Source organism: Arthrobacter sp. EpRS71, from assembly GCF_001512285.1.
In the GTDB taxonomy this organism is placed as follows: domain Bacteria; phylum Actinomycetota; class Actinomycetes; order Actinomycetales; family Micrococcaceae; genus Arthrobacter.
Genome location: NZ_LNUV01000006.1, coordinates 1476361 through 1491999, shown reverse-complemented (window position 1 = coordinate 1491999; position 15639 = coordinate 1476361). Strand labels below are relative to the sequence as shown.

Annotated in this window: 14 protein-coding genes; 6 read left to right on the top strand and 8 right to left on the bottom strand. The window is 62.4% G+C overall.

Annotated elements, in window-relative coordinates; translation table 11 throughout:
- Window positions 1–3 precede the first annotated feature (3 nt).
- Window positions 4–1317 carry a zinc metallochaperone AztD gene (gene aztD, locus AR689_RS17180; RefSeq protein WP_231745570.1) on the top strand — a complete coding sequence of 438 codons (1314 nt, stop codon included), beginning with the start codon at window positions 4–6 and terminating at the stop codon, window positions 1315–1317.
- A gap of 159 nt (window positions 1318–1476) precedes the next feature.
- On the opposite strand, the gene AR689_RS17175 is transcribed toward aztD, so the two are convergent.
- A complete protein-coding gene (locus tag AR689_RS17175; protein ID WP_062072066.1) occupies window positions 1477–1911 on the bottom strand; it encodes a DoxX family protein in 435 nt (144 codons plus the stop codon).
- 68 nt (window positions 1912–1979) lie between these two features.
- Window positions 1980–2567, bottom strand: coding sequence for an antibiotic biosynthesis monooxygenase (locus AR689_RS17170; protein WP_062073858.1), 588 nt, complete (start codon window positions 2565–2567; stop codon window positions 1980–1982).
- 41 nt (window positions 2568–2608) lie between these two features.
- Between AR689_RS17170 and AR689_RS17165 the strand changes: the two genes are divergently transcribed.
- From AR689_RS17165 to AR689_RS17155, 3 genes are all read left to right on the top strand, one after another.
- The gene (locus tag AR689_RS17165; protein ID WP_062072064.1) at window positions 2609–3949 is read left to right on the top strand and encodes an MATE family efflux transporter; all 1341 of its coding nucleotides are present in this window, start codon (window positions 2609–2611) and stop codon (window positions 3947–3949) included.
- 9 nt (window positions 3950–3958) lie between these two features.
- Complete coding sequence (locus tag AR689_RS17160) at window positions 3959–4543, top strand: DUF308 domain-containing protein (protein ID WP_231745569.1); 585 nt, start codon at window positions 3959–3961, stop codon at window positions 4541–4543.
- A gap of 68 nt (window positions 4544–4611) precedes the next feature.
- On the top strand, window positions 4612–4956 hold the full coding sequence (locus AR689_RS17155; RefSeq protein ID WP_062072060.1) for a hypothetical protein: 345 nt from the start codon (window positions 4612–4614) through the stop codon (window positions 4954–4956).
- A gap of 136 nt (window positions 4957–5092) precedes the next feature.
- Here the strand turns inward: AR689_RS17155 and AR689_RS17150 are convergent, their stop codons facing one another.
- The 4 genes from AR689_RS17150 to AR689_RS17135 form a co-directional block, all read right to left on the bottom strand.
- Entirely contained in the window at window positions 5093–6040 is a 948-nt protein-coding gene (locus AR689_RS17150; RefSeq protein WP_082698032.1) for a class C sortase, read from the bottom strand.
- A 111-nt stretch (window positions 6041–6151) separates the two neighbouring features.
- Window positions 6152–7633 carry a SpaH/EbpB family LPXTG-anchored major pilin gene (locus AR689_RS17145; protein WP_156424629.1) on the bottom strand — a complete coding sequence of 494 codons (1482 nt, stop codon included), beginning with the start codon at window positions 7631–7633 and terminating at the stop codon, window positions 6152–6154.
- 96 nt (window positions 7634–7729) lie between these two features.
- Window positions 7730–10387, bottom strand: coding sequence for a DUF7933 domain-containing protein (locus AR689_RS17140; RefSeq protein ID WP_062072058.1), 2658 nt, complete (start codon window positions 10385–10387; stop codon window positions 7730–7732).
- A 479-nt stretch (window positions 10388–10866) separates the two neighbouring features.
- Entirely contained in the window at window positions 10867–11415 is a 549-nt protein-coding gene (locus AR689_RS17135; protein WP_062072056.1) for a CGNR zinc finger domain-containing protein, read from the bottom strand.
- A gap of 71 nt (window positions 11416–11486) precedes the next feature.
- Here AR689_RS17135 and AR689_RS17130 point away from each other — a divergent pair, with 71 nt between their 5' ends.
- On the top strand, window positions 11487–12527 hold the full coding sequence (locus AR689_RS17130) for an EamA family transporter (RefSeq protein ID WP_062072054.1): 1041 nt from the start codon (window positions 11487–11489) through the stop codon (window positions 12525–12527).
- Window positions 12528–12651: 124 nt separating this feature from the next.
- Here the strand turns inward: AR689_RS17130 and AR689_RS17125 are convergent, their stop codons facing one another.
- Entirely contained in the window at window positions 12652–12915 is a 264-nt protein-coding gene (locus tag AR689_RS17125) for a WXG100 family type VII secretion target (protein ID WP_011776688.1), read from the bottom strand.
- A gap of 157 nt (window positions 12916–13072) precedes the next feature.
- Between AR689_RS17125 and AR689_RS17120 the strand changes: the two genes are divergently transcribed.
- Entirely contained in the window at window positions 13073–13345 is a 273-nt protein-coding gene (locus AR689_RS17120; RefSeq protein WP_024818746.1) for a DUF2277 domain-containing protein, read from the top strand.
- A 73-nt stretch (window positions 13346–13418) separates the two neighbouring features.
- On the opposite strand, the gene AR689_RS17115 is transcribed toward AR689_RS17120, so the two are convergent.
- Window positions 13419–15639, bottom strand: a 2221-nt coding sequence (locus tag AR689_RS17115; RefSeq protein ID WP_231745568.1) for a heavy metal translocating P-type ATPase, incomplete at its 5' end; no start/stop codon positions are given.

Sequence of the window (15639 nt, the reverse complement as noted above, 5' to 3'; positions counted from 1 at the left end):
ACCATGCCTCATCACTCAACCCCCATGACCCCTGCCCCGACCCCTCGCAGTCGCCAGTGGCGCCCGGTGCCGATTGCCGTCGTCGGGCTCTCAGCCCTGCTTTTAGCCGCCTGCGCAAGCCCCGTCGCCTCAGGCGGTAATGCAGTCACTGCAGCACCCTCGGGCAGTTCGGAGCCGAGTTCACAGGAGGCTGGCGCCCCGACTCCTCGTCTGGTTTACACCCACGACGCCGGCATTTCAGTTCTCGATGCAACCTCCCTTGAAGCCGTGGGAAGTGCGGAAATGTCCGGTTTCAACCGGCTGAATCCGGCCGGTGACGGCCGGCACGTTTTCGTATCCACCGGCGATGCCTTCCGGCTCTTCGACGCGGGCGCTTGGACCGAACCGCACGGCGATCACAGCCACCACTACATAGCTGAGCCCAAGCTGACTGAGTTGGCGTTCGCGGCTGACAAGGCTGGCCACGTGGTGCTGCACGGAGGCAAGACTGTGCTGTTCAACGACGGCTCCGGCAAGGTGGAGAGCTTTGAGACCTCTGCTCTGGCCGCTGCCGCGGAAGACGGAAAACTGCCTTCGACCGACGTCTACACCACGCCCGAGCCGCATCACGGCGTGGCCGTGGAGCTTGAAGACGGCAAGCTGCTGGTGACCCTGGGCAACGAGGAAAGCCGCCCCGGAATTGCGGTGCTCTCCGCCGGCAAAGGCCAGGAACGCACTGAAATTGTGCGTAACGAGGACTGCCCAGGTGTTCATGGTGAAGCTGTTGCCGCGGGTGAAGCCGTGGTGGTGGGATGCGAAAACGGGATGTTGATCTACAAGGATGGCGCCATTAAGAAGGTGGCAAGCCCGGATGCGTACGGTCGGCTCGGAAACCAGGCGGGCTCCGAAAAGTCCCCAGTGATCCTGGGCGACTACAAGGTAGACAAGTCAGCAAAGCCGGAGCGGCCTACCCGGATCTCGCTGGTCAACACCCAAACCGCCACGATGCAGTTGGTGGACATCGGTACCAGCTATTCCTTCCGTTCACTGGGCCGCGGACCGGCAGGTGAGGCGCTGGTACTCGGTACTGACGGTGGCCTGCGGGTGATCGATCCGATCTCCGGCGCCGTCACGTCCAGCATTCCCGTCGTCGCCCCGTGGGAGGAGTCGGCAACCTGGCAGGACCCGCGTCCCACGCTGTTCGTTCAAGGCTCTACGGCATTTGTCACCGAACCAGCCGCCAGTACCATCCACGCGGTGGACCTGAAGACCGGAAAGGTGAAGAAGTCTGCTCAGTTGGAGCACGTGCCGAACGAACTCACGGGCGTGACGGGCTAGGACCCCCGCTCACGCCCCTAGCCCTTGAGGCCGATCCTCTCTCACATCCCGATGCTTAAACGCCAACGGTCTCTCACTTTCCTGAAGGAAGTGAGAGACCGTCGGCGTTTAGGGGCTGGTATATGAGAGAGCGTCGGTGGGGCGGTGAGTCGGTGCCGCCTACGCCAAGACGCGAAGCTTGGAGCCGGAGCGACCAAACAGGGCGGCGTCGGCTGAGATCCTGCCCGCGCCGGCCAGTGCCAGGGCCAACGCGGCGCCGGCGAAGAGCAGGACAAGTTCGTACCCGCCGTTGCCGACGAAAATGCCGGCCGGGGCGTGCACCAAGAAAAGGGCGCCGAGCATGTTGACGGCCAGGAGGGCGGCGAAGACGCGGGTGAGGAAACCGATGATCAGCGCGATGCCGCCCACCAGCTCGAGTGTTGCAACAATCGGGGCTACTGCCGAGGCGCCGGGCACGCCCATTTGGGCGAACGATGCCTGCGTGCCGGCAATGGTGAATTCGTTGAACTTCTGCCAACCGTGCGCGGCGAAGAGAAATCCTGCGACGACGCGCAGGATGGTCAGGGCTGTGGTGGTCAAGCTGGACTTGTTCATAGCTTCAACCATTCCGGAAATAAGTTGAAGTGTCAACTAATTGAGGACTTTTATGACCAAATTCCCAGCTAAGAATCCCGGGTTCGCCGCTTGCTTCGCGGCTTCGCCTGAAGCCACGGCTGCAGCAGCCGGGTGGTGATGGGCAGGAAGATGTACGTCATCAACGGCGTAAGGATCACGATGTTCACCAGGACCGCGAACACCAGCGGCCAGTTCTGAGTCAACGGATGCAACAGGAAATTAGCCAACAGACTCAGCGGGAAAAACGGCAGGAAAATGCTGATGGCTTGTTTCCAGCGAGGCGGCACCACCGTTTCGGGGACCACCACCGAGACATCTCCGGGCCGCGAGAACCAGCCTTCAATCCCCGTGTGCCGCTCCACCCGCGTGGTCTCCATCATGCCCCTGGCGCTATCGATCCACCAGCGGCGCTCCTCGGAGTCTTCCCATTCCTGCAGCGAATCGGCGTCGGCGAAACGGTAAAGCATGTGCCATTCAGTGGAGTCCACCCCGTTGCGCACCCAGCCCGACCCCAGATATCCGGGCCATTCGCGGGCGAGCTCCTGGCCGGCATGGGCCCAGGCATTGGCTTGCCGGGTATAGCCGGGAAGGATAGTGCGGGCTACAGAAACGGTGACGGGATGCTCATGTGACACGGCCCAAATGTACCGGGCCACCAGCGGACTAGGCTTGTTTAGTGCCTCAAACCACAATCACACCCACCCGCTCCAACGCCCGCGAGATCCTCCGCCTGGCCGTCCCTGCCTTCGGTGCGCTCATTGCCGAGCCGCTGTTCCTGCTGGCCGACTCCGCCATCGTGGGGCACCTGGGCGTTAACCAACTGGCAGGTGTCGGCCTCGCATCCACCATTCTGCACACCGCGGTGGGGCTCATGGTTTTCCTGGCGTATTCGACGACGCCGGCGGTGGCCCGGGCGATCGGCGACGGCAAAGTGGGGAAAGCTTTGGCGGTAGGGCGCGACGGCGTGTGGCTGGCACTGCTGCTCGGATTGGCGCTCGCCGTGGTTGGTTTCGTGGCGGCCGAACCCTTGGTTGGCTTCATGGGGGCCACGGGAGACGTTCGGCAGTTCGCCGTCGATTACCTGAGATGGTCCATGCCGGGCTTGGCCGCGATGCTCCTCATTTTCGCCGGTACCGGCGTCCTCAGGGGGTTGCAGGACACCCGGACCCCGCTGGTGGTGGCAACTGCTGGATTTGCCGTCAACATCGTCCTCAACCTGTTTTTCGTCTACGGGTTGAACATGTCCGTAACCGGCTCCGCGATCGGCACGAGCATCGCACAATGGGCCATGGCGGCCGTCTACTTGGTGATGGTGAGCCGGAACGCACGGCATCACGGGGTCTCCCTCAAGCCCGACTGGCACGGTATCCGAGCCATGACCAAGGTGGGTTCGTGGCTCATGCTGCGGACGCTGAGCCTCCGCTTGGCCATCCTCGCAACTGTCCTGGTGGTGACTGCTCAGGGTGCCGTGAACCTGGCGGCACACCAGTTGGCCATGACCATCTTCTCCTTCCTCGCCTTTGCCCTGGACGCACTGGCGATCGCCGCGCAGGCCCTGATCGGGAAGGAACTGGGCGCCAGGAACGCCCAACGCGTCCGTGAACTGACCCGCACCATGATCCGTTGGGGGCTCGGGTTCGGCGTGATCACCGGCGTGCTCCTGGCCATTGCGGCACCGTGGGCCGGATACCTCTTCACCTCCGATTCCGGCGTCCGGTCCGCCCTCACCGTCGCCCTGTGGGTCCTCGCGGTGGGGCAACCGTTGGCAGGGTACGTCTTCGTCCTGGACGGAGTCCTCATAGGCGCCGGCGACGCGCGCTATTTGGCGATTGCCGGCGTCGTGAATCTCGCTGTCTATTTGCCGCTGCTGGTGGCGATCCATCAGCTCAGGCCCGACGGCGAGGCGGGGCTGCTTTGGTTGTGGGCTGCGTTTGCGCTCGGCTACATGCTGGCCCGCGGGGTGACTTTGGGACTGCGCGCACGGACGGATCGATGGATGGTGCTGGGTTCGCACTAAACTGGACGGGTGACTCTCCCAGCGACTCCTGCCCAGACTCCTTCTGCCACAGTGGCCGGTCTCTGGAAACCCGTGCTGATCCGCGCCACGGTTGCCCTGGTGTTCGGCGCGATCACCATCTTCTGGGCGGCTCCGTCCGTGCACGTTCTGGCGTGGGCCGTGGGCTTGTATCTGCTCGCGACCGCAGCGGCTGTATGGATGTCCCGCGCACTGCCAGTTGCTGTTTCGGCGGTTGTTGCGCTCGGAGGTATCGCCGCCTTGGTCACGCAATCTGATGAGGGCGTTGCGGTCTCGGCCATGTTCGCGCTGCTGGTGCTGGGCCTCCTTGAGTTGGTCCATGGCCTCCGCAAACGGGATGCATTGGCGCGCGACTGGCTCATTTCAGGTGTCATATCCGTGGGCACTGCCGTGCTGCTGCCGTTCTTCACGTCCCTGGGTGCGCATGCGCTGTTGGGTGTGGCCGGCGGTGGGGCCATCATTTCCGGCGTGCTGTGGATACTGTCCGGACTGACGCTGCGGCATGAGGCCAAGACCGCTGCCGGCGGGCCAGCCCAGGCTGCTGCTCCCGGCGCTTCGCCCGAGGCCGTAAACTAGTAACTGGACGTTCTACTCGCTGTAGAACTTTTGCTGACCGGCGGAGACCAACCGCCATCATTGGAGGAATGACCGTGGCAGACCAGACACCAGGAGAACCGCGCAAGATGCGGACCTCGGTCAAGGGACCCCTCATGTTCTCCGCGTTCTTTGCAGTGCTGGCCTTTGTTGCCGTGCTGATCTTCGCGTCCGGTGGCAGTGCAAAAGCCCCGCGGTTCGATCTCGCCTTCACAGGCGCGGGCATCGCGTTCATTGTGAGCCTCGTGGTAGCGGCCATGCTGTCCATGAGCCACAAGGAAAACGCCGACCACCTCGGCAAGGGTTCCGGCGTCAACCTCAGTTCCAAGCGTCCAAGCCACGGCGGCCCCGGTGCTCCGAACGAGGGGCCGGAAACGCCCGACGCCGGCCACTGACCTTTCGGGCGCTTCCTCACCTTGGGTGGGGGAGCGCTTTTTTGTGGGCCGGCTGAGTCCCGGCCTGTGCGATGCCCTGTCCAGGATTTCCAAGGCGGCACGGCAGTGGAAAACGTGAATCAGCCGGGAATGCGGTTCAGCGGAGGAGCGAGTCGGTCAGATCCTCTTCGCTGGCCGGGTCCGGCTCTGTTGGGTCGGGCCGGATTTTGCGGGGACGAGTGACCACTACCATCAGGACCGCGGTGCCAACGAGGGCAAGGGCCCACCAAGGAAATCCCGGGTCCAAAGCTTGGCTGGGCAGTATTTGGGAAGAACCTGCAGCTGGAGCGTCAACGCGCTCGCCACGCACCAAAAGCCTGTGGCTGTTGACCCCTGTGGGCGTGCAGGTCACCAGGGTGACATAGTCCTTGTCCTGGACCTTGCGGAGATCGTCCGTTTCCTCCGGAAGGACCGTTTTGATCTGGTTCACTTTGTAATAGAAAGTCTCACCGAGCACTGTTACCGAGAAGACGTCACCCTCGCGAACTTGGTCCAGGTCATCGAAGAGAGTGGCGTTGACGAAGCCGGAGTGGGCGGTCAGGACGCTGTGGGTTCCCGTTCCGCCAACTGGCAGGCCGGAGCCGAACAGGTGGCCGGCGCCTTTGGAGAGCGTTTCATCATCGGTGCCGTGGAAGATGGGCAAGTCCGAGTGGATGGAGGGGATGCTGATGCGTCCCATCATGCCGCCGGGGCCGACGTCGAGTATTTTCTTGTAGGCTTCCGAGCCGGCTCCGATCACGGTTTTCTCACCTTGCTCGTTCAAGGAGTACGGATCGCGAAGCGGGCCGGATGGCAGCTCCTTGTTGAACTGCCGGGCCTCATCCAAAAGTGTCTTTTGGGCGGATGGGGAGAGGTTTTCCACGCTGTCCACGTAGCCGCTGATCTCGGTGGCATGAACCCTGTCGGAGAACCATGCAGCGGCGGTGGGGTACAGCATCACTCCCACCCCCAGAATTGCGACGACAACGATGATGATGCGCTGAGCGCTCCATCCGGCGCGGAAACTTCGCTGGGACGGCAGCTTGGAGTCTTGGTGCTTTGACATGAGAGTCCTGGGGGATTTGTGCTCTGGGGTAGCAAAGCGGGGAAGAGCGCGTGTTTGGCGTTCTTCCCCGCTTTGGTATCTAGACTGCGAACCTTTGCAGGTGGGCAGGGACTAGCTGTTGGTGCTGCGGCGTGAACGGACCAGCAGGAGTCCGGCGCCGACTACCAGGAGCGCACCCGCTGCGTACAGCAGGCCGGTTCCCACGCCACCGGTGAGCGGCAGCTCGAAGCCACCGTTGGACGGGATGTTCTTGACCGTGAGGTCGACACCCACCGTGGTGCTGGTGGAGTTGATCAGGAAGGAGATCGGCTCTGCGAGCAACTCGTAGCCTTCCGGTGCGGTGGTTTCCACCAGGTAGTACGTGCGGAATTCGGGGGAGCCCGGTGCTACCGCAGCGCCGTTGGCCCAGTCGGAGTAACGCAGGCCAGAGATGGTGAGGGTTCCATCGGCAGCAACCGTAAAGGTGCTCTGACCGTTCAGGACAATGGCGTTGGTTCCGGCCAGAGCATCAGCCTGGTTGGCGTAGACGGAGAAGGAAGCGCCGGCAAGTGCAGCGCCGTTCTCGTTAGTCTTCAGGAGGGTCATTTCGCCCCACTTGGTCACAACCGGGGGAGTGACGATGGGACCGCCGGGCTGGCCGGGAACGGTGGTGAAGCTGCCCAGGTTCGGGTAAACCATGGCGTCGTTCTCGATCTCGCCGATGGTGTTGACGGCGGTGTTGACAACAACCTGTACTTTGGTGTCGTTGTTGGCAGCCAGCACTGCAAGGCCTGCAGGGGTGAAGATGATGGAGACCGTGTTGTTGGCGGCGTCGAATTCAACCGTGTAGTGCGTGCCTTCGGTGATGACCGTGCCGTCAACCAAGGTGGCGGAGGCGCCGAGGTAGGTCAGCTTCTCATCCAGCTGGTCCACGATCTTATAGCCGTCGATGACTGCTTCGTTCGGGATGTCACCGGTGATGGTGAAGTCAATCTGATCGCCGAGCTTGACGTCAGGTGCGTCCGTGACGATCTTCTCTGCACCCGTAATGGAGTTCTTGGGGTACACGTGGACGTCGTAGATCCAGTTGTCGTTGTTGTCCGGATCCGTCAAGGGCACAGAAACCAGGAATGGAGCTGACGGGGTGACGCCTGCCGGGTAGTTGGTTTCCGTGACCAAGTACAGGCCAACGGGGAGGTTGCCGAACGATGCGGTGCCCGCGGCGTCGGTGACCTGAGCGGTGCCGGTACCCAAGGTGAACCCTGCACCTGTGATGGATCCTGCGGGATCGGCGGGGGAGAAGACGCTGCTCAGGTTATGGGCTGCGTCCCAGCCGGCATTCGTGGCGAGGTCGATGGTGTTGACCTGCTGAATGGTGAACTCGATGCCAGCAAGGGCGGTCAGTCCTGTGGTGTCCACGGCCGTGCCGTTGTTGGGCAGGCCGGTGGGCGTGTCCGGGCGTTCGAACTTGTGAACGGTGATGGAACCGATCTGGTCTCCGTCGACCAACGGAGCGGCTGAAGCCGGTGCGGCGGAGAAGGACATTGCCAAAACCGCTCCGGCAATTGTGGTGGCGGCGGCCTTCCAAAGGCGCCGGGAGCTTTGATTACTCACTGTTTTCCTCTTTCATGGGTGATGATGCGATGCTCGGGAGTGAACATTTTCTGGGGTTGATGCCTGCCGCTTTTGCTGCAGGTCGGGGAACGACGTTTACGGGTGGTTTCGGGTGCGCCGGGCATTGCTCGCGGTGAGGACCATGGCGACCAAGAGCAGTGATGCTCCCGCTGCCGCGAACGGCCACCAGCCGATGCCTCCGGATTCGGGCATCTTCAGCGCAGGCACATCGCGGACGGTGACCAGGAAGATTCCATTGCCGTCCGTATCGCTAGCGGTCACCACTCCACCGCCGCTTCCCTGGCCAAGCGTGACGGCACCATTGGGAGCCACGGTGAACTGCACGGCTTCGGCCAGCAGGTTGAAGCCATCCGGAGCCGTGGTCTCTTCGAGCCAGTACACGCCCGGCTGAATGCCCTCCAGCTGGAATTGGCCGGTTTGGGACGGGATGGGAGCCACCGTGAAGCTGGTATTGACTGCCCCGGGAGCTCCGGCCGCGTCATTGTGGATGGCCCAGGTAGAGCCAGCCATCGGAACCCACTCTTCGCCGGAGGATTCTCCGAGCTTTTCGATGAGGATCTTGGCCGGTGTCATGTGCGTTGTGGTGCATTCCGGGGCCACAGGAGTGGTGCTGGTTGCGCAGCGGATGGGTGTGACGCTGCCGGCGCCCGTAGCGACGTTGACCAGTTGGGCGCTCCATGCGTCTGCCTTGACGGTGACCTTGTAGCTGAGCACTGCAGTTTGGCCCGCCGGAAGTGTGAACGGCTGGGTGGTCAGCGTGGTGGAGGGGGCTACGGGATTTGCGACGGCGACCGGCGCGGCGGTGCCGATGGTCAGCACTGCGGATCCGGAAACGAACGTGCCCTGATCCAAGACATCGGCGAGGTTGTCCGTGAGGACTACGTTATTGATCTGGCCACGGTTGCTGGTGGCGGTCACGGTGTACGTGATGGTGTCGCCGGGTTTCACCCATTGGGTGTTCGAGGATGCGCCGTCAACTGTTGCGGTCTTGGCGATGGTCCACTGGGGATCCACAGGCGTGGTTACCGAAGCGGAACATCCAACCCCGGGCAAAGGCGGGCAGGCCACATCCACAGTGGGAACCATGGTTGTTGATCCGGGAACCGGAATCGGTCCACCGCCTGGCATGTTGGGAACGGCCGTTTGGGCTGCGGGTGCAATGGTGGCCGTGTTGGTGATGTTTCCGGTGGTGCCCGTCGCTACCGTGCCCTTGACGGTGTACGTCAGGGTTCCGCCAACATTGATTCTTACGGTGCCGGAGATGCTCCCGGTGCCGCTGGGAGCGTTACAGGCGGTGGGTCCGGCTGGGGGAAGATTGGAGGTTCCCGCAACCGTGACGGCACAGGTCCATGTGGCTCCGGTGATGGATGCAGGCAGGGGATCGGTGAATACTGCATTGACGGCATCACTGGGCCCGTTGTTGTGGACTACAACCGTGTAAGTGATCGGCTGACCCGGGATGTATGCCGTGATGTTTGCGCTCTTGGTGATGGACAGGTCCACCACCGGCCGGACGGTCAATGTGGCCGTTCCGGGAGAGTAAAGCCCTGTGATGGTGGGGAAGTTGTTGGTGCAGTTCGGAATCGCCGTGCCGTCGTTGGCCACGCACCCGGAGTTGTTGTAAACGCCAGGGGTGTTGCTGGTAACGGTTACCGTAATAGTGCACGAGGCACTGCCCTGTGCGAGGTTTCCAGTGACGTCCACGGTCCGGCCTGAAACAGTGCCCGCGGTGCGGACACATGTGCCTCCGAGCGGGCCGACTGCAGTGAGGCCGGTGGGCAGGGTGTCAACGAAATGCCAGCCATTCTTGGCCATCAGGTCACTGGTATTGGTGACGGTGTAGGTCAAAGTGCTGCTCTGGCCCTGAAAAATGCTGGTGGGGCTGAAGGACTTATCCAGCTGCGGCGTAACATCCACCAGCTGCGGGAGGTCGAATCCGACGTCGTTTCCGGTGCCCGTGGCCTGCAGATTCCTCACCCGGACACCGAGCGTGGGGGTGGTGCCGGTCAGCGGGACCTGGATTGCTCCCGACTGGAGCTTTGCCACACTGTAGTTGGTGTTGCCGTAGTTGATGACCTGCCGGCTGGGATCTGCGCATGGGTCCAGGTTTGAACCGACCACGGTAGGCACCCCGTTGATGAGGATGGAGAATTCCTGGAGGGCGTGGTTGGAGAAGCAGTTCGTTTCACCGAAGATTCCCGATATCGCGTAGTAGTGGCCTGCGATGGTTGGGATGCTGTTCTTGGTGGTTTGGAGCTGCAAACCAGCAGGTTGGACGCCGCTGACGGTATTGGTGTATTCGCTGAGAATCTGGTTCTGAGCGGCCTGGGCGTCCGTCATACCCTGGTACTTCCCCATGACGAAAGCCATGTCACGGAGAAAGCTGATGGCGTTGTTCCGGTTGCATTGATCGTTGTTGACGATGTTGCCTCCGTCGGCCGGGAGGGGAGTGCTTTGCCGCAAGATCCAACCGTTGCAGGCGCCATAGCCTGGAAGCCAAGCGGGGTCAGCGGTGTATTGCTCGTTCTGCGCTGCTGCACCGCCGGTGTATGAAGTCAAAGGGATGGGTGCAGTGGCCGCGCTGATGTTGGAGAAGTCTTCGCTGTAGATCAACGTGCCAGGCTGGGTTACGCCAGGGGAGCCGGGCAGTGCAATTCCGGGGGTGGGAGCGTTGACCACTCCATAGGCCGTGATTCCCATGACGGCGAGAAGCACGCAGGCCAGAAGAGCCATAAAGGATCTGCCCTTGCCCTCACCCCGCCCTCTTTGATCGTGGGCACGATTGTGCTCAAACTTCTGCCGCATGGAGTCCCTTTTCCTAATGCTCTGGCGAAACAACCCACCTCGGGAGGGTTGCTCTTTTGTCCGTTACTGAGGGGTAAGTGCAGCCAGATAGGAAATCGTGATGCGATTCTAAATGTGACGCTGGTCACATTTAGAAAATGCCGTACGAAAGTACCATTGCGGTGGCAAAAAAGGACTAAGAGCCGGGCTCGCGCGTCCACCGCAGCGGCAGCGACGCGCTGACTGGCAGGCCACCATCATGGCCATCAGCGCAATGCATCAAAGGTGGCGCGGATGCCGCCGGCGCCGGTTGACCGATCGGCGTCATGCCTGCATTTTCATAGCGCTCGCGGGGAGGGCTGCCCCACGGTCGGCGGGTCCTCGGATCGACGATTATCCGGTTCCCCCATGCTGTCGCTATGCCGGTATTACTCGCCCTCGGCGGCCTTCCTTGCCCGATATGCCGCGACGTGGGCACGGTTGGCGCAGTTGCCGGTGTCGCAGTAAAGCTTGGAGCGGTTGCGGCTCAGATCCAGAACAGCCGCGTCGCAGTCCTCCGCCGCGCACACGCGCATGCGGTCCATTTCCCCGCTTCGGATGACATCAATAATGGCCATGGCGGCCTCGGTGCCCATCCGGTCTGCCAGAGGTGCTTCCGGGGTTGTGGCGTGCAGGTGCCAGTCCCAGTGGTCATGTTTGACGAGTTGCGGGAGTGCCTTCGCGTCGGCGAGCAACTTGTTGACGGACTTTGCCGCCGTGTCCTCATCGGCACTCCACAACGCTGCCAGCTCGCTGCGTAGACGCTTGATGCTGTTCAATTCCGCTGGCGTATTGACCCGTGAGCCTGTGAACTCTTCGGCGTCCAGGAATGAGTCGAGGTCGTGTATGGAGGCCAGCGTTTCCTCGCCATTGGCGGCAGTGTTGATGAGATTGACAACGCTTCGGAGGGCTACCTCGGTGTCAGGCGCAAAAAGCACTTTGACTCCTTACATGCTTCGGGAGTACTGTCATGACCATAAGCCAACTTTACTCCTGACAGGAGGCTGCTGTGTCAGCTCCAACGACGAAGGCTGATGCAAAGAGTTTCCTGGCATCAGGACTCGGCATCGCGCTCTTTTCCTCCGCTGTTTTTGGTACGTCCGGCTCCTTTGCCAAGTCGATGCTTGAGACCGGGTGGTCACCCGGGGCCGCTGTGGCCGTGCGCCTCACCGGTGCCGCGCTGATCTTGGTGATTCCCGCCGTCGTGGTTCTGCGCGGCCGCTGGCACCAACTCAAGGACAACTGGCTCACTATCCTCTTGTTCGGGCTTATTGGAGTAGCCGGTTGCCAGCTTTTCTACTTCAACGCCGTGGCCCGATTGTCCGTGGGCGTCGCCCTGCTTCTCGAGTATCTGGCGCCGGTGATGATTGTGCTGTGGCTCTGGATTGCCAGCAGGCGCCGACCCCGTGCTCTCACTGCGACCGGCGCACTGTTGTCTTTGGGCGGCCTGGTTCTGGTGCTTGATCTGACGGGCGCCGTGAAGGTGGACTTCGTTGGTGTTCTTTGGGGCATGGCCGCCGCCGTCTGCCTGGTGATCTACTTCTTTATCACCGCTAAGGAGAACGACACCCTTCCCCCGCTGGTGCTCGCTTCGGGGGGTCTGCTTGTGGGAGCGCTGGTCATGTGGCTGGTTGGCCTGTTGGGGCTGCTACCCATGACGTTCAGCACCGCAGACACAACACTCGGGCCGTGGACCACACCGTGGTGGGTCTCCGCCGTCGGGCTCATCATCCTGGCCACAGTGCTCGCCTACGTTACCGGCATCATGGCTGCCCGCAGTCTGGGGTCCAAGGTGGCGTCCTTCGTGTCCCTGACCGAAGTGCTTTTCGCCGTGATCTGGGCCTGGTTGCTCTTGGGTGAACTCCCGGGGCCCATTCAACTATTGGGCGGTCTCCTGATTGTGGGAGGCGTGGTTCTGGTTCGCGTCGATGAGTTGCGTGGGGATCGCAGGGCGACCCTGGCCACCCAGGAATCTGCCCGCGTATTGGATCACCCGAATGACGTTGAACCCGTCCCTACGGGGCGGGTCACCAAAGCGCGGCGCGGGTAACGCGTTTGTGAGGCCCACTCTGCGTCCTAAATGTGGGGAACAGGGCGCAGAGTGGGCCTCACAACAAGGGCGATTAACGGCGAAAACCCCGGACGCTGGTGCGTCCGGGGTTTTCCCAACTGTCTTAGTTGGAGGCCTGCTGCTGCTGCTCAGCGTTCTTCTGAGCGCGATCGCCGGCTTCGCGAAGAGCGTCGGCAACCTTCTTCAGGTTCGAAGCGTGCTGGCTGTCCCACTCGCCGCGGAACTTGTCAGCGTCCGGGCCCTTCCAGTCGGTGCCATCAAGTGCGCCCTTGAGCTGTGAACGCTGCTGCTCAATGTTCTCAGCACCGGCCTTCAGCTTGTTACCGAGCTGACGAAGCTGATCAACATCTGCACCCCAAATAGCCATGAGATTCTCCTTCATTTTTCGGACCCGAGCTCTTCGGCATCCCCAGCGGCCTCCGGCTCATCCGGAAGATCCAATAACTAAAACCTATCCCGGGAATCCAAAAAGCGTCGATGGGCACCCCTCCCCATGTAGCACTGCCCATAGTTAGCATGGGGTTATGTGCCGCAATATCAGGACCCTGCATAACTTCGAACCGCACGCCACGAGCGCCGAAGTGGAGGCCGCTGCCCTGCAATACGTAAGGAAAATCAGCGGATCCACCAAGCCCTCCAAGGCCAACGAGGAAGCCTTCGCGGAGGCCGTCCACGAGATCGCGCATATTACGCAGCATCTCCTTGACTCCTTGGTGAGCCATGCCCCGGCGAAGAATCGTGACGAGGAAGCCGCCAAAGCCAAGGCCCGGGCTGCGGTACGGTTCGGGGCTGCTTAGCCTCAGCCCTCACAGCAGACAGCAGTTGCAGGTGTTCCGCGGCCCGGAACACCTGCAACTACACCAGCCAGGTCTACTTCCCGAACGAGCGCAACCTCAGCGAGTTGGCAACCACCAGCACGGAGCTGGCCGCCATAGCTGCGCCGGCGATCATCGGATTCAGGAATCCAAGTGCTGCCACGGGGATGCCAATCGCGTTGTAGAAGAATGCCCAGAAGAGGTTGGTCTTGATGGTGGACAGGGTCTTGCGCGACAACTCAATCGCCTGCACCAGCTGGCCAAGATCACTGCCCATGACCGTCAGGTCCGAGGCCTCGATGGCAACGTCAGTTCCCGACCCCATTGCTATACCTAGGTCCGACTGGGCCAAGGCTGCGGCATCGTTCACGCCGTCACCAGCCATGGCGACCGTGGCACCGGAAGCCTGAAGCTTCCGAACCGCCTCAACTTTCCCCTCCGGCAGGACGCCGGCGAACACATCTTCGGGTGAAATTCCGACGGCGGCAGCCACTTGGGCGGCTACTGCGGCATTATCACCGGTCAGCAAGATGGGGCGGATTCCCAGGTCCTTCAGCTTCTGGATTGCTTCTGCTGAGCCGGGCTTGATGGTGTCGCGCAGGCTGACGATCCCTGCAGCCTCGCCGTCCACGGCAACCCAGATGGCTGTGGCGCCACCGTTTTCCTCTGCCGCCAGTGTTTCCCGTTGGGTCGCATCGAGCGGGATGCCGTTCTCCTCGAGCCAGCCGGAACGTCCGACAACTACGGTCTTGGAGCCTCCGTCAAGTGAAACGGTCCCCCTCACGCCGCCGCCCGGGGCGGAACTGAAGCCGTCAACACCCGGGAGGGTCCCGGCGTCGGGCATGGGGTCCTGAGCTGCGGCCGCTATGGCATGCGCGATGGGATGCTCGGAGGCTGATTCAACCGCCCCGGCCAGGGTCAGGATGGTTGCCGGTGCGTAGCCGTTCAAGCCCAGGGTGTGGTCCACGGCGAGCTTTCCACTGGTGACGGTGCCCGTCTTGTCCAGCAGGATGGTGTCCACGTGGCGGGTGTCCTCAAGAACCTGCGGTCCTTTGATGAGGATGCCCAGTTGAGCGCCTCGGCCCGTCCCCGTCAGCAGCCCCACCGGAGTGGCCAGGCCCAGGGCGCAGGGGCAGGCAATCACCAGGACGGCTACAGCTGCCGTGAAGGCGGCGTTGAGGTCGCCCGAGAAGAAGAGCCACAGAACGAACGTCACCACGGCGATGACCAGCACAATGGGTACGAAGACAGCGCTGATCCTGTCCGCGAGCCGTGCAATGGGCGCCTTGCCCGTCTGCGCCTGACTGACCATCCGGCCCATCTGAGCGAGGGTGGTATCCGAGCCCACGCGCGTGGCGCGGACCAGCAGCCGGCCGGAAGTGTTGATGGTAGCGCCCGTCACCAAGCTGCCCGGCCCAACCTCCACCGGCACCGATTCGCCCGTGACCAGTGAGGCGTCGACGGCGGATGAACCGTCAGCGACCACGCCGTCAGTGGCGATTTTCTCGCCAGGGCGGACAACAATGACGTCGTCCACAAGGAGTTGATCGGCAGGGATCTTCTGCTCAACGCCGTCCACCAGGATGGTTGCGTCCTTGGCGCCAAGATTCAGCAGTGCCTTGAGCGCATTGCCTGCTTTGGCCTTGGCATTCGCTTCAAGGTAGCGGCCAAGAAGCAGGAAGGTTGTGACGACGGCTGCGACCTCGAAGTAGAGGCCCCCGCCGGACATGTTTTCCATGCCGGGATGCTCGGTCATGCGGGGATCGGCGAACAATTGCCATGCCGAGTAGAGGTACGCAGCAATAACGCCGATGGAGACCAGAGTGTCCATGGTGGAGGCGAAGTGCCGGGCATTGATGGCCGCCGCCCGGTGGAAGGGCCAAGCCGCCCAGCTCACCACCGGCAAGGCGAGGGCGCCGGCGACCCATCCCCAGTTGGCGAACTGGAGGGCGGGAATCATGGAGATTGCGAACACGGGAATGGTGAGGAAGGCGGCGACGATCAGGCGCGGGCGGAGCGTCGACGCTGCTGGGCCGTGGGCCATGTGATCAGAGTGCGGGTGCTCGGCGTGTGTGGCACCGCCGGTGCCATGCTCGGCATGCTCGGTCGTTCCTCCCTTAGACGCATGCTGCCGCACGGCACCGGCGGTGCCGCTGCCTGGGGCGTCGTGGCCACTCAGCTCCGTTCCGTGCGCAGGGGCGGCATGGCCTGTGGGAGTGTGGCCGTGGACTTCGTGAGTGGTGGGGATGTGTTGGTGGGCCGTGTGGGTTTGGGGG